The 20,225-nt window shown below is 45.5% G+C and carries 17 protein-coding genes; 14 read left to right on the top strand and 3 right to left on the bottom strand.

The features are described 5' to 3' along the window. Positions 1-83: 83 nt before the first annotated feature. Together BCU34_RS08740 and rne are read right to left on the bottom strand one after the other, a co-directional pair. Positions 84-1,631, bottom strand: a complete 1,548-nt coding sequence (locus BCU34_RS08740; protein ID WP_060982310.1) for a SulP family inorganic anion transporter — start codon at positions 1,629-1,631, stop codon at positions 84-86. Positions 1,632-1,889: 258 nt separating this feature from the next. Next, a complete protein-coding gene (gene rne / locus BCU34_RS08735; RefSeq protein ID WP_102479580.1) occupies positions 1,890-5,006 on the bottom strand; it encodes a ribonuclease E in 3,117 nt (1,038 codons plus the stop codon). 618 nt (positions 5,007-5,624) lie between these two features. On the opposite strand from rne, the gene rluC reads away from it, so the two are divergent. The 3 genes from rluC (at position 5,625) to ltrA (BCU34_RS08720) (ending at position 10,423) form a co-directional block, all read left to right on the top strand. Next, entirely contained in the window at positions 5,625-6,569 is a 945-nt protein-coding gene (rluC, locus tag BCU34_RS08730) for a 23S rRNA pseudouridine(955/2504/2580) synthase RluC (protein WP_102432556.1), read from the top strand. Positions 6,570-7,240: 671 nt separating this feature from the next. Continuing rightward, positions 7,241-8,533, top strand: a complete 1,293-nt coding sequence (gene ltrA / locus BCU34_RS08725; protein WP_170962452.1) for a group II intron reverse transcriptase/maturase — start codon at positions 7,241-7,243, stop codon at positions 8,531-8,533. Positions 8,534-9,130: 597 nt separating this feature from the next. After that, positions 9,131-10,423, top strand: coding sequence for a group II intron reverse transcriptase/maturase (gene ltrA, locus BCU34_RS08720; protein ID WP_170962452.1), 1,293 nt, complete (start codon positions 9,131-9,133; stop codon positions 10,421-10,423). 204 nt (positions 10,424-10,627) lie between these two features. Here ltrA (BCU34_RS08720) and BCU34_RS08715 read toward each other — a convergent pair whose 3' ends face one another. After that, the gene (locus tag BCU34_RS08715) at positions 10,628-11,209 is read right to left on the bottom strand and encodes a Maf family protein (RefSeq protein WP_102432555.1); all 582 of its coding nucleotides are present in this window, start codon (positions 11,207-11,209) and stop codon (positions 10,628-10,630) included. Positions 11,210-11,358: 149 nt separating this feature from the next. Here BCU34_RS08715 and yceD point away from each other — a divergent pair, with 149 nt between their 5' ends. The 11 genes from yceD to tmk all read left to right on the top strand — a co-directional run bounded on the left by yceD (position 11,359) and on the right by tmk (position 20,223). Beyond that, positions 11,359-11,886 (top strand): 23S rRNA accumulation protein YceD, encoded by a 528-nt coding sequence (gene yceD / locus BCU34_RS08710; RefSeq protein WP_046222705.1) that lies wholly within the window; start codon positions 11,359-11,361, stop codon positions 11,884-11,886. Positions 11,887-11,921: 35 nt separating this feature from the next. Further along, positions 11,922-12,092, top strand: a complete 171-nt coding sequence (rpmF, locus tag BCU34_RS08705) for a 50S ribosomal protein L32 (protein WP_004737376.1) — start codon at positions 11,922-11,924, stop codon at positions 12,090-12,092. 9 nt (positions 12,093-12,101) lie between these two features. Next, positions 12,102-13,127: a phosphate acyltransferase PlsX gene (gene plsX, locus BCU34_RS08700; RefSeq protein WP_017062152.1), complete on the top strand. Its 1,026-nt coding sequence runs from the start codon at positions 12,102-12,104 to the stop codon at positions 13,125-13,127. Between the two features lie 5 nt (positions 13,128-13,132). Further along, entirely contained in the window at positions 13,133-14,083 is a 951-nt protein-coding gene (locus BCU34_RS08695; RefSeq protein ID WP_010437276.1) for a beta-ketoacyl-ACP synthase III, read from the top strand. A gap of 80 nt (positions 14,084-14,163) precedes the next feature. After that, a complete protein-coding gene (gene fabD / locus BCU34_RS08690) occupies positions 14,164-15,087 on the top strand; it encodes an ACP S-malonyltransferase (protein WP_102478249.1) in 924 nt (307 codons plus the stop codon). 24 nt (positions 15,088-15,111) lie between these two features. Continuing rightward, positions 15,112-15,846, top strand: a complete 735-nt coding sequence (gene fabG, locus BCU34_RS08685; RefSeq protein WP_029235138.1) for a 3-oxoacyl-ACP reductase FabG — start codon at positions 15,112-15,114, stop codon at positions 15,844-15,846. Positions 15,847-16,012: 166 nt separating this feature from the next. Then, the gene (gene acpP / locus BCU34_RS08680; protein WP_004737381.1) at positions 16,013-16,246 is read left to right on the top strand and encodes an acyl carrier protein; all 234 of its coding nucleotides are present in this window, start codon (positions 16,013-16,015) and stop codon (positions 16,244-16,246) included. A gap of 93 nt (positions 16,247-16,339) precedes the next feature. Further along, the gene (gene fabF, locus BCU34_RS08675; RefSeq protein ID WP_019821243.1) at positions 16,340-17,584 is read left to right on the top strand and encodes a beta-ketoacyl-ACP synthase II; all 1,245 of its coding nucleotides are present in this window, start codon (positions 16,340-16,342) and stop codon (positions 17,582-17,584) included. A gap of 104 nt (positions 17,585-17,688) precedes the next feature. Beyond that, positions 17,689-18,567 (top strand): aminodeoxychorismate lyase, encoded by an 879-nt coding sequence (gene pabC, locus BCU34_RS08670; RefSeq protein ID WP_102478250.1) that lies wholly within the window; start codon positions 17,689-17,691, stop codon positions 18,565-18,567. Next, a complete protein-coding gene (mltG, locus tag BCU34_RS08665) occupies positions 18,564-19,580 on the top strand; it encodes an endolytic transglycosylase MltG (RefSeq protein ID WP_102478251.1) in 1,017 nt (338 codons plus the stop codon). The genes pabC and mltG overlap by 4 nt, the downstream gene beginning before the upstream one ends. A 10-nt stretch (positions 19,581-19,590) precedes the next feature. Then, a complete protein-coding gene (gene tmk / locus BCU34_RS08660; RefSeq protein WP_048659711.1) occupies positions 19,591-20,223 on the top strand; it encodes a dTMP kinase in 633 nt (210 codons plus the stop codon). Positions 20,224-20,225 lie beyond the last annotated feature (2 nt).

The raw sequence follows: 20,225 nt of genomic DNA, 5'->3' as shown, positions 1-20,225 counted from the left end.
GTCTAAGGGCTGAGCGACAGGTATAAAAAAGGCCGACATTGAATGTCGGCCTTTCTAAATCTAACTTAAAGCTACAGCTAAGATTACTTAGACATTACTTTGTAGATTGGGTCTTCTGCAACGTTCGCTTCAACTAAGCTACCTGCTTTGTGCAGCATAGCAACACAGTCTTGGCTTAGGTGGCGAAGGTGAAGTGTTTTACCTAATGCCGCGTAACGTTCAGCAATCGTATCGATCGCTTCAATTGCAGAGTGGTCGGTAACGCGTGAGTTTGCGAAATCAACGACCACATCTTGTGGATCGTTGTATGCGTCAAACAACTCTAGGAAGTTAGCCGTTGAACCAAAGAAGATTGGACCGTTAACTTTGTACTCTTTAGAGCCTTCAGCGTTTACAGACGTGTCGGCGTAGATGTGTTTAGCATGTTGCCACGCAAACATCAGCGCTGAAGCTACAACACCAACGCCCACTGCTACAGCAAGGTCAGTCAGTACTGTTACTACGGTAACAAGAACGATAACGAAGAAGTCTTGCTTAGGAACGCGACGTGCAAGCTTGAAGGTTGCCCACTCAAATGTACCGATAACAACCATGAACATTACGCCCACAAGTGCTGCTAGAGGAATCATTTCAATCAGTGCAGAACCGAACAGGATGAACATCAGTAGTGCAACTGCCGCTACAATACCTGAAAGGCGACCACGACCGCCTGAGTTTACGTTGATCATCGATTGACCGATCATCGCACAACCACCCATCGCGCCAAATACTGAACACGTTACGTTAGCCATACCTTGACCAACACATTCACGGTTAGATTGACCACGAGTGTTTGTCATTTCATCTAGTACTGTCAGTGTCAGTAGAGACTCGATCAGGCCGATAGCCGCAAGGATAATTGCGTACGGTAGGATGATCTGTAGTGTCTCAAAAGAAAACGGAACAGCAGGAATAGAGAACGTTGGTAGAGAACCCGCTAGCGTTGCAGCTTCGTCACCAGACATTGTACGTAGGAAGTCGACAACAGTTCGAGTTTCAAGGTCAAGACCGACAACCAAAGCCGTTACTGTAACAATAGCAACCAGTGAAGATGGTACCGCTGTTGTTAGCTTAGGTAGGAAGTGGATGATAGCCATTGTAAGGGCTACTAAACCCAGCATGAGTGTCATTTGACCGCTTGGTAGCCAAGTTAATGCACCTGTTACGTCTGGCGCTTTAAACTGACCAAGCTGAGCTAGGAAGATAACAATTGCCAAACCGTTCACGAAACCAATCATTACTGGGTGTGGAACGATACGGATAAATTTACCCAACTTGAATACACCCGCCGCAATTTGCAGAAGGCCCGCGAGCATGACTGCTGCGAATAGGTATTGAACGCCATGGGTTGCTACTAGGCTAACCATTACAACGGCCATTGCACCGGTAGCACCAGAAATCATACCTGGACGACCGCCGAAGACAGAAGTGATTAAACCTACGATGAATGCTGCGTAAAGACCAACCATTGGGTCAACGCCAGCAACAAAGGCGAATGCTACGGCTTCAGGTACCAGAGCTAGGGCTACTGTAAGACCTGAAAGCACGTCATTCTTTACAGAGTGCTTTGAAAATTGTGGGAATTCGAACATGTTTGCTCAGCTATGCTTAAGATGGATTTACCGACACGGGTGTATTGCGTAGCCAAACAGTGATGGAAAAGAGCGGCAATAGCGAAGTGTCGAAAAGATAAGTGCGCGAATGCTACCCAAAAATGTGATTAAGTTCAAGGTTGAACCTAACTTTGAGTAATATATCTGTTAATTTTTATTCGATTAGTAGATATGAAAAAGGCTGCTTTAATAAGCAGCCTTTGATTCTATTTACTTGCGATTATCTATCAGTAATCACTAGTAGTTTGGCTTAGTCATCGCCGCGCCAGCCTTGTTCGACGCTGCCTGACTGCCTGCACCTTTCGATACAAAACGTTCAGTGCGGAACGGAGCTGCAATCACTTCAATCTCTTTGATCTCTTGAGGACCAGGAGCTTTAGTCATTGGTGAACTGGCTTGCTTCTTAGCAACTGCTGCCTTTGGTGCCGCTTTAGGAGCTTCTGCTTTTACGACAGGTGCTTCTTCAACTTTTGCACTTTCAGCTTTAGGAGCTTCAACTGCTTTTGTTGGTTCAACCACAGCAGTTTCAACAACTGGTGCTTCAACTACGACTTCTTCTGCTTTCACAGTTTCAACCGGAGCTTCAACTTTTTGTGCTTCAACAACTGGTGCTTCTGCAACTACAGCAGGAGTCTCAGTTACTTGAGCTTCAACAGCAGCATCTTCACGGCGGATGATAACTTTACCCATTGCAAGTTCAGGACATGCGAAACCACCTGCCATTACTACTGTGCTTTGTGGTGCCGTCTCGAGAGCAACATTCTGATCTTGAACAGATGTTTGAGCTTCAGCTGCTACTTGAACTTCAGTCACTTCAGGTTTTGCCTGCTTGTGGTGAGGTTTTGGAATGAAGCGAGGCATCACTTTACCCATAGCCATCTCAGGAGAAGCTACACCACCTTTACGTAGGCGGAATGGGTTAGGGCGACGATCACGACCGCGACGACGACGCTGACCACTTGCACGTAGGTGACGTGGAGAACGACGGTTACGACGTTGTTTCGGCTCTTCCTGTTCAGTTTGCTCTGCATTCGCTTGAGTTGCTTCTACTTGTTCCGCAACTTTTTGCTCTTGAGCTACTGACTGTTCTTTTGAAACAGATAGTTCTTTAGCAACAACTTGCTCTTTTGAAGCGTTATCTTCAGCTTGAGCTTGTTGGTCTTTAACGCGAACTTGCTTGTTCAGTTTACGACGCTGACGACGCTCTTTAATCTTAGCTGCTTTCGCTTCAGGCTTAGCCTTAGGCACTTCCGGTTTTCCAGCTTGTGCTTCTGCCGCTAGCTGTAGACCTTCTTCTGCTAATTTAGATGGAGCTTGCTCTTCGCGTTGCTTCTGCTCATCACGTGGCTTGTTGCGACGGTCTTGCTTTGGCTTACGAGGCTGACGAGTTTGCTGTGGAGCTGTTTCTTTTTGCTCTTCAGGCTTCTCATCACGAGCTGGCTTACGACGGCGTTTGTTGTCGCGGTTTTCGTTACGATTATCACCACGTTCGCCACGTTGGTTACGACGACGGTTATCGTTACGATCACGGCGTTGACGGTTGCCGTTGTTGCGATTGTTCTTAGGTTTTTCTTCTTCTTTCTGCTCTTCTTCTTTCTTCTCTTCTTGAGTTGAAGAGCCGAATAAGAAGCTACCGATAGCTTTGAAGAAACGACCAATTAGACCTGGTTCTTGAGTCGCTGCTGACTCAGCTTTCTTCTCTTCTGCAGCTTTAGGTGCTGGAGCAGGAGTTGGTGCTGATTGAGCAGGGGCTGCGAAGCCTTTCAGAGCTGGCTCTTCGATCTTCTTAGGACGAATAGTCTGTTCTGCTTGTTCTTTGCTTTCTGCTTCTTTTAGAGCTTCTAGCTTGTTAGGCAGCAAGTAAGACAGTAGATCGAACTCTTCGCCTTCACGAACACGGATAACCTCAAAGTGTGGTGTTTCCATGTCTGAGTTAGGAACAACAGTGATCTTAACTTCTTGGTTCTTCTCGATGTGGTTTACTGAGCGACGTTTTTCGTTCAGAAGGTAAGAAGCGATTGGCACAGGCACAACTGCAAGTACTTGCGCTGTGTTGTCTTTCAGAGCTTCTTCTTCGATCAAACGTAGAACAGACAGTGCTAGAGATTCGTTATCACGAACAACACCAGTACCTGTACAACGAGGACAAATGTGGTGGCTTGCTTCTGCTAGTGATGGGCTCAAACGTTGACGAGACATCTCTAGAAGACCAAAGCGAGAAATACGACCAATCTGAACACGTGCGCGATCTAAACGAACGGCATCACGTAGACGACTTTCTACTTCACGTTGGTGGCGAACCGGAGTCATATCGATGAAGTCGATTACAACAAGACCACCTAGGTCACGTAGACGTAATTGACGTGCAATTTCATCGGCAGCTTCTAGGTTAGTGTTAAGTGCTGTTTCTTCAATATCGCCGCCCTTTGTTGCACGAGCAGAGTTGATATCGATAGAAGTCAGTGCTTCTGTTGGGTCGATTACGATAGAACCACCAGATGGAAGGCGAACTTCACGTTGGAAAGCAGATTCGATCTGGCTTTCAATCTGGTAATGGCTGAATAGTGGTACTTCACCATCGTATTTCTTAACGCGATTCATGAAATCTGGGCGTATTAATTGAATGTGCGCTTGTGCACGTTCAAAAATAGTATTGCTGTCGATTAGAATCTCGCCAATATCACGACGTAGGTAGTCACGAATCGCACGAACGATAACGTTACTCTCTTGGTGAATTAGGAAAGGAGCCGCATTTGAATCAGAAGCTTGCTTGATAGCGCCCCAGTGATTCAATAGAACATTCAGGTCCCACTCTAGCTCTTCTGCACTTTTACCAACACCCGCTGTACGCACGATTAGGCCCATACCTTGAGGAAGCTCAAGAGTGCTTAATGCTGCTTTCAGTTGAGTGCGTTCATCACCTTCGATACGACGAGAAATACCGCCAGCACGAGGGTTATTAGGCATAAGAACTAAGTAACTACCAGCCAAAGAGATGAAAGTTGTCAGTGCAGCACCTTTGCTACCACGTTCTTCTTTCTCTACTTGCACGATTACTTCTTGGCCTTCTTTTAGCACTTCTTTAATGCTAGGACGGCCTTGGTATGTATAACCTTCAGGGAAGTATTCGCGGGCAATTTCTTTAAGAGGGAGGAAACCGTGACGTTCTGCTCCGTAATCAACGAATGCCGCTTCTAGGCTTGGTTCAATACGGGTAATACGTCCTTTGTAGATATTCGCTTTCTTTGACTCGTGACCTGGACTTTCGATATCTAGATCGAACAGTCGCTGGCCATCAACCAAAGCGACACGCAACTCTTCTTTTTGAGTTGCGTTAATTAACATTCTTTTCATTTAGAAATTCTCATTGTCTTTTCTTATTTTCATCATTGTTCTTATCGCTTTATTTCGTTTCTCATGGTGCCAGATCCCATGGCTTTATCGGTGCAGCCTCCCGGCTGGAGAGGGATGCTCTGGGGCACGTCAGTCATCATAGGGAGTTAGCCTATGATCCGCGATGTGGCGGTGAATACTCAACATGAGCGTACGTGAGTAGAGCGATAAGGAACTCAGTTGACCGTGTCTTACGCCGATTGCAGCACTGTCTAATCTGAGTTATCTACTCATTTACTTGCTTATGAATGGTTAGCTGTTTAAATAATAGTCAAACCACTGATAGCAGCTGTGAACTATAGCAGCGGTCGGTAAACACAGCAATCTGCTTTGTCGGAATGCTGTAAAAAAAACAGTTTTTGTTTGGGTTTTGATAGCTCTAACTCACTGTCTATAAATAATTTATCAATTGATATTTTAATTTGCAGGAATCTTGGTGCTTTTTTGTTCGAAGAATCAAAGAAATATAGAACTTCATTGAGCATTTGAGGATAGATCGGCAGGGATTATGAATAAATAAGTTCGGAATAGAGCTAAGAAAATCTCAATTATCAAAAGTGACAGTGATACAATAGCCCAATGAGCGAAATTAGAACCCAAGTCCAATTCGTCGACATTGACGAAGATATGGCTGGTCAGCGTATTGATAACTTCTTACGCAACCAATTAAAAAACATCCCGAAAAGCATGATTTACCGAATCGTGCGTAAAGGCGAAGTCCGCGTTAACAAAAAACGTATCAAGGCTGAGTACAAACTAAAAGCTGGCGATTTAGTTCGTATCCCTCCGGTTACTATTGAAGAGAAAACAGAAGAGAACGTGCCAAGCACGAAACTCAACAAGGTCTCAGAATTAGAACAGTGCATCATTTATGAAGATGATCACATGCTGATTCTAAACAAACCTTCGGGTACTGCCGTTCATGGTGGCAGTGGGCTGAAGTTTGGCGCAATCGAAGCATTGCGTGCACTTCGTCCTGATGCTCGTTTTCTAGAGTTAGTGCATCGTATCGATAGAGATACATCTGGTATTCTGCTTGTTGCTAAGAAGCGCTCGGCGCTAAGACACCTTCAAGCACAGTTCCGTGAAAAAACGGTTCAAAAATATTACTTCGCTCTAGTCATGGGCGAATGGAAGAACAGCTGTAAGGTTGTTAACGCTCCATTATTGAAAAATGAAGTGAACAGTATTGTTCGCGTGAACCCGAACGGTAAAGCCTCTGAGACGCGTTTTCGAGTTTTAGAAAAATTCAAAGATGCGACGTTAGTTCAAGCAAGTCCAATTACGGGGCGTACACACCAAATCCGTGTACATACTCAATATACTGGCCACCCAATTGCTTGGGATGATCGCTACGGTGATCGTCGTTTTGATGCTTACACGGGTAAGGTTGGTCTGGATCGTTTGTTCCTACACGCAGCAAACATTAAGTTCACGCACCCAGGTAGTGAAGAGAAGATGGATATCTCGGCGCCAATGGAAAGAAGGCTAGAGAAAGCCCTAACTGGTTTACGTAAGCTTTAAGAAGATACGAGATACGAGATACGAGATACGAAGGCATAGAGTGCCTCTAAATTTGTTCTTCAGTATCCATAAATGAGAAAGGTTGACGAATATCGTCAACCTTTTTTGTTGTGCGCCGAGCATGGCGTTGATCTAGGAGGTGAAAGTCCTCTACGGGCTCAGTCGAGCGAGAACCGTTAGCCTATGCAAGGGTGTTCACCGTGAGGTGAAATCTGAAGGAAGCAAATGGCAAAACTTGGTTGTGACGAACAGAAATCTGATAGTAGGTCATTACAACTTGGGCAACCTAGCAATAGATAGAATAGCCCGATGCCTCGACGGGAAGTGTGTAGTGATAAATCAGGCACGGCCAAGGGAAAGAGCAACGTCTTACCTCGGGAGATCTTATTACTTGTCTCGATAGAGACTAATACAGCAGCGATGCGGTATGACGAGCAATAAGAAGTCAGCAGAAGGCATAGTACCTTAAGGAAGTACAACTTAAGGGAAGGCCCGAACTGAATATATCAAGAAGCAGTCACTAGACACTCAATCATGTGGGGTCATAGCAAGATGAAAACCATCTCTACGTCCCAATGGGCGATACAGCAAGTAAAGCTCATGGTGATGAAGAATGACAAGCATGATTGGCGTAAACAGGAGGACGAGTCTTGGTGATCTCAACGTCGTTGATGGAGCAAATCTGCTCTTCAACCAACTTGAATCAAGCTCTACGAAGAGTGAAGAAGAACAAAGGATGTGCAGGTGTCGACAAACTCGACATAGATGCGACTATCTCAACACTTCGACAGGCTTCAAATGGGCAAGCGCTTCGCCAGAGTCTTCTGGAAGGAAGCTACCAACCTCAACCGGTACTTGGTGTAGAAATCCCTAAACCTAGTGGTGGCGTAAGGCAACTAGGTATCCCAACCGTGCTTGATAGAGTTGTCCAACAGGCAATGACCTCAGTACTGTCAGATATCTATGACCCCAAGTTCTCCAATAGCAGTTACGGATTTAGACCAAACCGCAGTGCGCACCATGCATTAACGGCAGCCAGTCATTACATCCGAGAAGGTCGAGGTTATGTTGTAGATATCGACCTAGCGAAATACTTCGACACAGTGAATCACGATAGACTGATGTACAGACTGTCACAGGACATCAGTGATAAACGAGTGTTGAAGCTCATCAGGTCATATCTACAGGCAGGCATAATGCGAAACGGGATGGTTGAACAGAGACAAAGAGGGACACCACAGGGTGGACCATTATCCCCGTTGCTATCCAATATCGTATTAGATGAACTGGATAAAGAGTTAGAGCGCAGAGGGCATAAGTTCTGTCGATATGCAGACGACTGCCAAATCTACGTTCATAGTGAAGAAGCCGCTTATCGAGTTAAAGAGTCGATAACGGAGTTCTTGGAGCAAAAGCTGAAGCTCACGGTAAATCGAGAGAAAAGTGGTGCGACAAGAGTGACAGAGCGGACTTACTTAAGCCACCGCTTCGGGATAGATGGAACAATCCATCTATCGAAGGCAGCACAAACTCAAATGAAGAAGCGAGTGCGGCAGATAACGAAGCGAAACCGAGGGCGAGAGTTGCAAGCAGTCATAGCGGAATTAACTCAATACCTAAGAGGTTGGCAACACTACTTCAAACTCGCCATACGGAAAAGCAGCTTGCAGCGCTTAGACGAATGGATACGGCGACGGCTACGATGTTACCGCTTAAAACAACGCAAACGCAGATACGGCATAGCGACATGGTTACAACAACAAGGTGTAACGGAGCGCAACGCGTGGAAGGTAGCGATGTCAGATAAAGGGTGGTGGCACTTGGCCTTAACGCCGCAGTTAAATCACGCCATGCCAATAAAATGGTTCGAGGAGTTGGGCCTGTACTCATTGCGAGATGGGTATGAGTCACTGAAAATATATTCGGAACCGCCGTATGCGACCCACGCTTGTACGGTGGTGTGAGAGGACGGAGGCCGTGAGGCCTCCTCCTACTCGATTGTGCGCCGAGCATGGCGTTGATCTAGGAGGTGAAAGTCCTCTACGGGCTCAGTCGAGCGAGAACCGTTAGCCTATGCAAGGGTGTTCACCGTGAGGTGAAATCTGAAGGAAGCAAATGGCAAAACTTGGTTGTGACGAACAGAAATCTGATAGTAGGTCATTACAACTTGGGCAACCTAGCAATAGATAGAATAGCCCGATGCCTCGACGGGAAGTGTGTAGTGATAAATCAGGCACGGCCAAGGGAAAGAGCAACGTCTTACCTCGGGAGATCTTATTACTTGTCTCGATAGAGACTAATACAGCAGCGATGCGGTATGACGAGCAATAAGAAGTCAGCAGAAGGCATAGTACCTTAAGGAAGTACAACTTAAGGGAAGGCCCGAACTGAATATATCAAGAAGCAGTCACTAGACACTCAATCATGTGGGGTCATAGCAAGATGAAAACCATCTCTACGTCCCAATGGGCGATACAGCAAGTAAAGCTCATGGTGATGAAGAATGACAAGCATGATTGGCGTAAACAGGAGGACGAGTCTTGGTGATCTCAACGTCGTTGATGGAGCAAATCTGCTCTTCAACCAACTTGAATCAAGCTCTACGAAGAGTGAAGAAGAACAAAGGATGTGCAGGTGTCGACAAACTCGACATAGATGCGACTATCTCAACACTTCGACAGGCTTCAAATGGGCAAGCGCTTCGCCAGAGTCTTCTGGAAGGAAGCTACCAACCTCAACCGGTACTTGGTGTAGAAATCCCTAAACCTAGTGGTGGCGTAAGGCAACTAGGTATCCCAACCGTGCTTGATAGAGTTGTCCAACAGGCAATGACCTCAGTACTGTCAGATATCTATGACCCCAAGTTCTCCAATAGCAGTTACGGATTTAGACCAAACCGCAGTGCGCACCATGCATTAACGGCAGCCAGTCATTACATCCGAGAAGGTCGAGGTTATGTTGTAGATATCGACCTAGCGAAATACTTCGACACAGTGAATCACGATAGACTGATGTACAGACTGTCACAGGACATCAGTGATAAACGAGTGTTGAAGCTCATCAGGTCATATCTACAGGCAGGCATAATGCGAAACGGGATGGTTGAACAGAGACAAAGAGGGACACCACAGGGTGGACCATTATCCCCGTTGCTATCCAATATCGTATTAGATGAACTGGATAAAGAGTTAGAGCGCAGAGGGCATAAGTTCTGTCGATATGCAGACGACTGCCAAATCTACGTTCATAGTGAAGAAGCCGCTTATCGAGTTAAAGAGTCGATAACGGAGTTCTTGGAGCAAAAGCTGAAGCTCACGGTAAATCGAGAGAAAAGTGGTGCGACAAGAGTGACAGAGCGGACTTACTTAAGCCACCGCTTCGGGATAGATGGAACAATCCATCTATCGAAGGCAGCACAAACTCAAATGAAGAAGCGAGTGCGGCAGATAACGAAGCGAAACCGAGGGCGAGAGTTGCAAGCAGTCATAGCGGAATTAACTCAATACCTAAGAGGTTGGCAACACTACTTCAAACTCGCCATACGGAAAAGCAGCTTGCAGCGCTTAGACGAATGGATACGGCGACGGCTACGATGTTACCGCTTAAAACAACGCAAACGCAGATACGGCATAGCGACATGGTTACAACAACAAGGTGTAACGGAGCGCAACGCGTGGAAGGTAGCGATGTCAGATAAAGGGTGGTGGCACTTGGCCTTAACGCCGCAGTTAAATCACGCCATGCCAATAAAATGGTTCGAGGAGTTGGGCCTGTACTCATTGCGAGATGGGTATGAGTCACTGAAAATATATTCGGAACCGCCGTATGCGACCCACGCTTGTACGGTGGTGTGAGAGGACGGAGGCCGTGAGGCCTCCTCCTACTCGATTCATCTGTTGTTGAAGATCCCCAAGTCGCTCGTTCCTCGCTCTTGAGGATGACGACTTTTTAAAATCAAGTTCTATATCATTAGCTGGTTAGATAAAATTGCGTGTTCCGTCATTCCCTAGACTGACGAAGGAAGGAGTAGGGAATCTCTAACAAAGAGAGCGTATCCGTTACAGCACATTCATTCCTTGCGCTTCTAACATATCGACCAGATCGATCAGCGGTAAGCCGATCAAAGTATTCGGGTCTTTTCCTTCCATCTGTTTAAACAACGCGATACCTAATCCTTCACACATAAAACTGCCCGCGCAGTAATAAGGTTGTTCCTTCTCAACATAAGAGATGATCTGCTGTTCGGTTAAATCACGGAAATGCACAATGAAGGTGTCGAGACGCGTGTCAGCTTTGTTGGTCTCGCTGTTCCAAACAGAAAGGCCAGTATAGAAAGTGATGCTCTTACCGCTTTGGCGCGATAACTGCTCAATTGCTTTTTCTCGAGTATGAGGCTTACCTATGATCTCTCCATCAATAACACAAACCTGATCAGAACCAATGACCAAGCTTGGTTGTTGTACCATGCACGACTTAGCTTTGGCCTCGGCAAGGCGCATCACTAACTGTTGAGGTGTCTCTTCTGGAAGCGGCGTTTCATCGCAGTCTGGCTTGGCTGTAATGAAGCTTAACTGTAGTTTTTTGAGGATCTCTTGCCTAAATGGTGATGTAGAGGCTAAAACTAGTTGGTAATTTCTCATTTTAATTTACAATTCAAGGAAGCATTTATCTCAGGATAACGTAACTTGTCCTGCTATTCATAATGCTCTGAATAGGAAAGGCAGGAAAGTACATTTTTTTTGCCATTTCCTTTGACTAAACATGATTTGGAAGATAAGATTCGCGCCCTATGCAAAAGGAAAAAATACCGCGTACAGTTGATCCGGCAAGAACGGCTCAAAAACGACTCGATGTGAATGGTATCATTCAGGTCAGTCTTTTAAAGCGTTTAACCGAAGCAACTGAAGGCGTAAAACGTGACGCGCAAGTCTCAATGTCATTTGGGCTTGATGAACAACGATTAGTCGTTATCTCTGGTAAAGCTAACGTCGAAGTCGATTTAGAGTGTCAACGTTGTAATGAGGTTTTCGCACATGAGTGCGATGTCCAATTTACTTATACTCCTGTTTACAGTGAGAAAAGTGAAGAGGAAGCACCGGAAGAGTACGATTTGGTAGATCTGAACGAGTACGGTGAGTTAGACCTGATTCAATTAGTTGAAGACGAGTTCATCCTTGGATTGCCACAAATAGCAATGCACGACGATGCGGACTGTAGCGTTAACTCAAATAATTTGGTATTTGGTGAACTTCCTGAAGAAATTGAGGAAGATAAAAAGCCGAATCCATTTGATGTTTTAAAAAGCTTAAAGAAGTAATTGCTTCTTTAAGAATTTACATAGGAGTAGGGTCAATGGCCGTACAAAAGAGCAAGAAATCACGTTCAATGCGTGGCATGCGTCGTTCACACGATGCACTAACTACAGCTGCACTTTCTGTAGACGCAACTTCAGGTGAAACTCACCTACGTCACAACGTGACTGCCGAAGGTTTCTACCGCGGCAAAAAGGTTATCAACAAGTAAGGTTGACCTTTGCAAAATCTAACCGTTGCGCTTGATGCAATGGGCGGGGACTTCGGTCCTCGTGTAACAGTGCCTGCCGCCGTGCAGGCACTGTCGTATTTCCCAGAGCTAAAAGTCATTCTCATAGGTGATCGAAACGCGATCACATCTCAATTATCTTCATTAGGTCGAATGCCTGATTCTCGTTTGAGTATCCAGCATTGTGATCGAGTTATTTCCAATTCTGAAAAACCTTCACTAGCCTTACGTAACAGTCAGGGTAGCTCTATGCGTGCCGCTATCGATCTAGTTGCCGAATCACAGGCTGATGCTTGTGTGAGTGGTGGTAACACTGGCGCACTGATGGCTTTATCCCGTTTCCGACTTAAACTCCTTCCTGGTATTGATAGGCCTGCATTGGTTTCAGCTTTGCCTACAGCATCAGGGAATCGCACATGGATGCTTGATTTAGGGGCAAACGTTTCTAGTGACGCGGATTCACTCTTTCAGTTTGCTGTCATGGGCAGTGCATTAGCGGAACAACATTTAGGTCGCGCTCCACGTGTCGCTATCTTGAATATAGGTGCAGAAGAAATCAAAGGTAATGACCTTGTAAAACGATGCGCTGAAATGTTGTCGAACACTCAGTCTGTGAACTTCATAGGCTATATTGAAGGTAATCAATTACTTCAAGATGCTGCTGATGTCGTCGTATGTGATGGTTTTGTGGGCAATGTCTGCTTAAAAACGTGCGAAGGTACAGCTCAGCTCTTTATTGATAAGCTAAAAACGCGCATGATGGCTTCAACAATAAAGGGTTGGATAGCCAGAATGTTGTTTTCTGAGCTATTTACTGAATTAAAAACCTTGAACCCCGACCAGTATAACGGCGCAAGTTTGTTAGGATTGCGCGGCATTGTCATTAAAAGTCATGGAAGTGCTGATGTGTCTGCAGTCGTCAACGCGATTGGTGAAGCAGTACACGAGGTCAAACGACAAGTCCCCAGCCGCATTAGCGATCGTTTGGAAGCGGTTTTACTCGAGAGGCATTATTAGTCTTCATGTATAGCAAAATTTTAGGTACTGGCAGCTACTTGCCATCTCAGGTGCGTACGAACGCAGACTTAGAGAAAATGGTAGAGACTAGCGATGAGTGGATCGTTGCTAGAACTGGTATTAAAGAGCGTCGTATTTCAGCGGAAAACGAAACCGTTGCTGATATGGCGTTTTACGCTGCTGAAAATGCCATTGAAATGGCAGGTATCGACAAAGAAGATATTGATTTAATCATCGTTGCGACAACCAGCAGTAGCCACACATTCCCGTCTTCGGCATGTCAGGTACAAGGTAAGCTTGGTATTAAAGGCTGCCCTGCGTTTGATTTGGCTGCAGCGTGTTCTGGTTTTGTTTACGCACTGTCTGTTGCTGATCAACACATCAAGACTGGCATGTGTAAGAACGTTTTGGTAATTGGTGCGGATGCACTGTCAAAAACCTGTGATCCGACTGACCGCTCTACTATCATCCTATTTGGTGATGCAGCAGGCGCGGTGGTTGTAGGCGCAAGCGAAGAGCCAGGTATTTTGTCTACTCACATTTACTCTGACGGTAAATACGGTGAGCTTCTAAGCCTAGAAGTACCAGAGCGCGGCGGTGATGCAGACAAATGGCTGCACATGGCGGGCAACGAAGTATTTAAAGTGGCGGTAACTCAGCTTTCTAAGCTAGTTAAAGACACATTAGCTGCGAATAATATGGATAAGTCAGAGCTTGATTGGTTAGTTCCACACCAAGCGAACTACCGTATTATCTCGGCAACGGCTAAAAAGCTGACGATGTCGCTTGATCAAGTAGTTATTACCCTTGATAAGCACGGCAACACTTCAGCAGCTACCGTACCAACGGCCCTTGATGAGGCTGTTCGCGACGGGCGAATTAAGCGTGGTCAAACGCTTCTTCTTGAAGCCTTTGGTGGCGGCTTCACTTGGGGTTCTGCGTTAGTTAAATTCTAACCTCAAGCGATAATCAACAAACAAGGCACATAACTTATGTGCCTTATTCAATTTTTTGCTTTGCTTAAAGGATAATTACAATGAGCAAGTTTGCTATCGTATTCCCAGGCCAAGGCTCTCAAGCTATCGGTATGCTTGCTGACCTAGGCGAACAGTATGATGTTGTTAAACAAACATTTGCTGAAGCTTCAGAAGCACTTGGTTACGATCTATGGGCATTGGTTCAAGATGGTCCAGTAGAAAATCTAAATGAAACTTTTCGTACTCAACCGGCTCTATTAACAGCGTCTGTTGCAATTTGGCGTGTATGGCAAGAGCTTGGTCTAGAGCAACCTGTAAACTTAGCAGGTCACAGCCTAGGCGAATACTCTGCACTCGTATGTGCGGGCGTTATCGACTTTAAAGAAGCGATCAAGCTGGTTGAACTACGTGGCCAACTGATGCAAGAAGCGGTTCCTGCTGGTGTTGGTGCAATGTACGCAATCATTGGTCTAGACGATGAAGCGATTGCTAAAGCGTGTGAAGAAGCTGCGCAAGACGAAGTTGTGTCTCCAGTTAACTTTAACTCTCCTGGCCAAGTTGTTATCGCGGGTAACAAAGCAGCAGTAGAGCGTGCTGGTGCGCTTTGTAAAGAAGCGGGCGCTAAGCGTGCACTTCCGTTACCTGTTTCTGTGCCGTCTCACTGTGCACTGATGAAGCCAGCAGCAGACAAGCTAGCAGTGGCTCTAGAAGCTCTAGAGTTCAACACGCCAGCACTGCCTGTTATCAATAACGTTGATGTTATTGCTGAAACAAACCCTGAAAAAATTAAAGACGCACTTGTTCGTCAGCTATACAGTCCAGTTCGTTGGACTGAAGGTGTACAAGCGATGAATGAACAAGGTGTCGAGAAGCTACTTGAATTAGGCCCTGGTAAAGTTCTTACTGGCCTAACAAAACGAATCGTAAAAACTATGACAGCTGCTGCAGTTAATGACACTGCATCACTAGAAGCTGCTAAGTAATAACCACTTAATAGAGAAGTTATGATGAATTTAGAAGGCAAAGTTGCACTAGTTACAGGCGCAAGCCGTGGCATCGGTCGTGCAATCGCTGAACTTTTAGTTGAGCGTGGTGCTAAAGTTATCGGTACTGCTACATCTGAAGGCGGCGCTGCTGCAATCAGCGAGTACCTTGGTGAGAACGGTAAAGGTCTTGCTCTTAATGTAACGGATACTGACTCAATTGCTGCTACACTGAAAACCATCAACGATGAATTCGGTGCGATTGACATTCTAGTTAACAACGCAGGTATCACTCGTGATAACCTACTTATGCGTATGAAAGACGACGAATGGAATGACATCATCGACACTAACCTAACGCCTATCTTCCGCATGTCTAAAGCTGTATTGCGTGGCATGATGAAGAAGCGTCAAGGTCGTATCGTAAACGTTGGTTCTGTAGTCGGTACTATGGGTAACGCTGGTCAAGCTAACTACGCAGCTGCAAAAGCTGGCGTAATTGGTTTTACTAAATCAATGGCTCGTGAAGTTGCGTCTCGTGGCGTTACAGTGAACACTGTAGCTCCTGGTTTCATCGAAACTGACATGACTAAAGCGCTAAATGATGACCAACGTGCAGCAACTTTGGCGAATGTACCAGCAGGTCGACTAGGTGACCCTCGCGAAATCGCTGAAGCTGTGGTATTTTTGGCGTCACCTGCGGCAGCTTATATCACAGGTGAAACACTTCACGTCAATGGCGGTATGTACATGGTGTAAATTATGTGCAACATTTGTGCATGATTTAAGTCAAGATCATACGTAATTTCGGTTAAAATCGTGAAAATTGTGGTTTGACCAGAAAAGTTGACCTTGCAACTTTCAATAGATTGAATAAACTACGGAAAACATCGCATAAAGCGAACTCTGTAAAGGAAAAGAAAAAATGAGCAACCTCGAAGAACGCGTAAAGAAAATCATTGTTGAACAGCTAGGTGTAGACGAAGCTGAAGTTAAAAACGAAGCTTCTTTCGTTGATGACCTAGGTGCAGATTCTCTAGACACAGTTGAGCTAGTAATGGCTCTAGAAGAAGAATTCGACACTGAAATCCCAGATGAAGAAGCTGAGAAAATTACTACTGTTCAAGCAGCTATCGATTACGTAACTAGCGCTCAGTAATAATCTCTCCCAGGCGGTCACCTCGACCGCCTGTGTTTTATCTAACTCATCTATCCTCATCTTAAATCACCTCAATCCCCGGAGTGTAAAATCGTGTCCAAGCGTCGTGTAGTTGTCACTGGCATGGGTATGTTGTCACCGGTAGGCAACACTGTAGAATCTTCTTGGAAAGCCCTGCTAGCTGGTCAAAGTGGTATCGTTAATATCGAGCACTTTGATGCAACCAATTTCTCAACTCGTTTTGCAGGTCTAGTTAAAGACTTTAACTGCGAAGAGTATATGACTAAAAAAGATGCTCGTAAGATGGACTTGTTCATCCAGTACGGCGTCGCAGCAGGTATTCAAGCTTTAGATGATTCAGCCCTAACTATTACTGAAGAAAACGCTCCACGTGTGGGTGTTGCTATCGGTTCTGGTATTGGTGGTCTTGGTTTGATCGAAGCCGGTCACCAAGCTCTAACTGAAAAAGGCCCTCGTAAGATCAGCCCGTTCTTCGTACCGTCGACGATCGTGAATATGATTGCTGGTCACATGTCTATCATGCGTGGCCTACGCGGTCCAAACATCGCGATTTCTACTGCATGTACGACTGGCCTACATAACATTGGTCACGCGGCTCGTATGATTGCATACGGCGATGCAGACGCAATGCTAGCGGGTGGTGCTGAAAAAGCATCTACACCACTAGGTATGGGCGGTTTTGGTGCGGCTAAAGCACTGTCTACTCGTAACGATGAGCCTCAAAAAGCTTCTCGTCCATGGGACAAAGGCCGTGATGGTTTCGTTCTTGGTGACGGTGCCGGCATGATGGTTCTTGAAGAGTACGAACATGCAAAAGCGCGTGGCGCTAAGATTTACTGTGAGCTAGTTGGCTTCGGTATGTCGGGTGATGCTTACCACATGACATCTCCAAGTGAAGATGGCTCTGGTGGCGCACTAGCGATGGAAGCGGCTATGCGTGATGCTGGCATTACTGGTGAACAAATCGGTTATGTTAACGCACACGGTACGTCGACTCCTGCGGGTGACGTAGCGGAAGTTAAGGGCATTAAGCGTGCTCTTGGCGAAGCAGGCAGCAAGCAAGTATTGGTTTCTTCTACGAAATCAATGACTGGTCACCTTCTAGGTGCTGCAGGTTCTGCTGAAGCTATCATCACGGCTATGTCTCTGGTTGACCAAATTGTTCCACCAACAATCAACCTAGATGATCCTGAAGAAGGCTTAGATATTGACTTAGTACCTCACACTGCGCGTGAAGTTAGCAACATGGAATATGCTGCATGTAACTCATTCGGTTTCGGTGGTACAAACGGCTGTTTGATCTTCAAAAAGATTTAATCATCTTATTAAAGACATAAACACTCGTAGATAGTCACAATTAGACTTGTTTTTAAACGGCTTGATGCTTTAGCATTGAGCCGTTTCTTTTTATGGGGAAAAACATGTTTTGGGTTGATGGAGAAAGCCAGCAAACTGTCGATATATTGGATCGCTCATTTCAGTACGGAGACGGCTGTTTTACAACCATGCTTGTAAAAGGTGGCCAGATTCAACATTTTCACGATCATCAGCATCGTGTAGATGAATGCCTGAAAGCGCTACGCATTTCTGCTCTTGATTGGGATGTTGTTAGTCCTTGGCTCGATACTGCGCTTCAACACATCCAACATAACGCTCTTCATGGCACAAAGAACCTTTCTGGCTCAAAGAAGTTCCATAACGCAAACAAACCTCATAATGAAAAAGCAGGGATTAAGCTGCACGTTAGCCGTGGAGCGGGTGGGCGTGGCTACAGCACCAAGAATATCGCTAAACCTACGGTCACCATCAGTACTTTTGATTTCCCAAGCCATTATTCAGCGTTGCAAGATTCTGGTGTTGAACTCGGTGTTTGCCATCAAGCGCTAGGTTTGAGCCCACTACTTGCTGGCCATAAGCATAATAATCGTCTTGAGCAGATTTTGATGAAAGACGAAATGGACCAAACCAATGAAGTGGATGGTGTGGTTCTTGATATTTCAGGCAATGTGATTGAAACCACAATGGCCAACCTGTTTTGGCGCAAAGGTCAGGCGATATACACACCTCAACTCACTCAAAGTGGTGTAGCAGGGGTTATGCGTAAGCAAGTGTTAACCGCGCTGAATCAAGCTGAACTTTCCGTTACAATTAGTGACTACTGCTTATCTCAACTCATGCAAGCTGATGAGGTTTTCATGACCAACTCCATTTTAGGGGTTGCCCCAGTTACCCGTATTAGTGATACCCAATTTAACGTTGGAACCGTTACTCGTAGCCTTCAAGGACAACTAAACTCGTGATCAAAAAGTTATTTATTTTTATTATCTTGTGCTTAATCGCAGCTGGTGCTGCTGGTTTTTATGTTTACAACCAAGCACAAGATAACCTGAAACAAGTTATTCAATTAGAAAAACCACAAGTCGTGACTGTTGCTTCAGGTAGCAGCTTTAACCGCGTTCTAGCCCAGTTGATTAACGAGGGGCTTTTTGAGGCTTCTCCTTACGAGAAGTTAATTCGTAAATTACACCCTGAGCTTGTAGACGTAAAAGCGGGGACTTTCCTGCTTGAACCGGGTTTAACATTAGAGCAGGCACTACAAGTGCTTGTTGAGGGCAAAGAGCACCAATTCACTATTACCTTCGTTGAAGGCAGTCGCTTTGATGAATGGCTTGTCCAGCTAAAAGACAACGAATTCATTCAACAGACGTTGGACGGCGTTTCTGAAAAAGAGATCGCTGAAAAGTTGGGTATTGAAAACGAGAAGCTAGAAGGTCTTTTCTTAGCAGAAACGTATCATTACACCTACGGCACCACTGATTTAGATTTGTTGAAGCGCGCGCATCGCGACCTAGTGAGCGTGGTGAATGAAGAGTGGGAAAATCGAGCGGATAAGCTTCCTCTTAAATCGCCATACGAAGCGTTAATTCTTGCGTCTATCATTGAGAAAGAGACCGCTGTTGCGTCAGAACGTGAGCGTGTCTCTTCTGTATTTGTTAACCGTCTGAACAAGCGTATGCGATTGCAAACTGACCCAACGGTTATCTACGGCATGGGTGACAGCTACGATGGCAATATCCGTAAAAAAGACTTACGCACGCCAACGCCATACAACACCTATACAATGAGTGGCTTGCCACCAACGCCGATTGCCATGGCAGGTCGAGCGTCAATTAATGCGGCTCTGAATCCAGAAAAGAGCAACTATCTCTATTTTGTCGCGAGTGGAACAGGTGGGCACGTATTTTCAAAGAGTTTGGCTGAGCACAACCGTGCAGTACGAGCTTACTTAAAACAATTAAGAAAAAACAGATAAAGAAATAATTATGAATCAGTCGAAATTTATCGTGGTTGAAGGCCTTGAAGGCGCAGGCAAAAGTACAGCGATCAATGCCATCGTTGAGACATTAAAAGCATCGGGTGTTGAGGATATTGTTAATACTCGCGAGCCGGGTGGTACTGTCTTAGCTGAAAAGATGCGTTCATTGGTTAAAGAAGAGCACGCAGGCGAGAAGCTTCAAGACATGACTGAGTTGCTGCTGATGTACGCAGCACGTGTTCAATTAGTAGAAAACGTTATCAAGCCTGCACTAGACAGTGGTCAATGGGTATTGGGTGATCGTCATGATATGTCTTCACAGGCATACCAAGGTGGTGGTCGCCAGATCGCACGCACTACTATGGAATCACTGAAAGCAACCACGCTAGGCGGCTTTAAACCCGATCTAACGCTATATTTGGACCTAGACCCTAGAGTAGGGCTAGAACGTGCTAGAGGCCGTGGTGAGCTTGATAGAATTGAAAAGATGGACATCTCATTTTTCGACCGCACGCGTGAGCGCTATCTAGAAATTGCAGAACAAGATGATTCTGTACTTGTGATTAACGCGCAGCAAGAAATTGAGCAAGTAGCCGCTGATATTAAAGTCGCGCTAACTGCTTGGCTCGACAAACAGTAGGT

This window comes from Vibrio sp. 10N.286.45.E10 (assembly GCF_002874195.2).
GTDB classification, from domain to species: domain Bacteria; phylum Pseudomonadota; class Gammaproteobacteria; order Enterobacterales; family Vibrionaceae; genus Vibrio; species Vibrio crassostreae.
This window is presented reverse-complemented; position numbering and strand designations above follow the sequence as displayed.

What these genes read in the sequence shown, in the direction of transcription:
- BCU34_RS08740 (WP_060982310.1), bottom strand. Translation starts at nt 1,631, where the DNA reads ATGTTCGAATTCCCACAATTTTCAAAGCACTCTGTAAAGAATGACGTG.
- rne (WP_102479580.1), bottom strand. Translation starts at nt 5,006, where the DNA reads ATGAAAAGAATGTTAATTAACGCAACTCAAAAAGAAGAGTTGCGTGTC.
- rluC (WP_102432556.1), top strand. Translation starts at nt 5,625, where the DNA reads ATGAGCGAAATTAGAACCCAAGTCCAATTCGTCGACATTGACGAAGAT.
- ltrA (WP_170962452.1), top strand. Translation starts at nt 7,241, where the DNA reads ATGGAGCAAATCTGCTCTTCAACCAACTTGAATCAAGCTCTACGAAGA.
- ltrA (WP_170962452.1), top strand. Translation starts at nt 9,131, where the DNA reads ATGGAGCAAATCTGCTCTTCAACCAACTTGAATCAAGCTCTACGAAGA.
- BCU34_RS08715 (WP_102432555.1), bottom strand. Translation starts at nt 11,209, where the DNA reads ATGAGAAATTACCAACTAGTTTTAGCCTCTACATCACCATTTAGGCAA.
- yceD (WP_046222705.1), top strand. Translation starts at nt 11,359, where the DNA reads ATGCAAAAGGAAAAAATACCGCGTACAGTTGATCCGGCAAGAACGGCT.
- rpmF (WP_004737376.1), top strand. Translation starts at nt 11,922, where the DNA reads ATGGCCGTACAAAAGAGCAAGAAATCACGTTCAATGCGTGGCATGCGT.
- BCU34_RS08695 (WP_010437276.1), top strand. Translation starts at nt 13,133, where the DNA reads ATGTATAGCAAAATTTTAGGTACTGGCAGCTACTTGCCATCTCAGGTG.
- fabD (WP_102478249.1), top strand. Translation starts at nt 14,164, where the DNA reads ATGAGCAAGTTTGCTATCGTATTCCCAGGCCAAGGCTCTCAAGCTATC.
- fabG (WP_029235138.1), top strand. Translation starts at nt 15,112, where the DNA reads ATGAATTTAGAAGGCAAAGTTGCACTAGTTACAGGCGCAAGCCGTGGC.
- acpP (WP_004737381.1), top strand. Translation starts at nt 16,013, where the DNA reads ATGAGCAACCTCGAAGAACGCGTAAAGAAAATCATTGTTGAACAGCTA.
- pabC (WP_102478250.1), top strand. Translation starts at nt 17,689, where the DNA reads ATGTTTTGGGTTGATGGAGAAAGCCAGCAAACTGTCGATATATTGGAT.
- tmk (WP_048659711.1), top strand. Translation starts at nt 19,591, where the DNA reads ATGAATCAGTCGAAATTTATCGTGGTTGAAGGCCTTGAAGGCGCAGGC.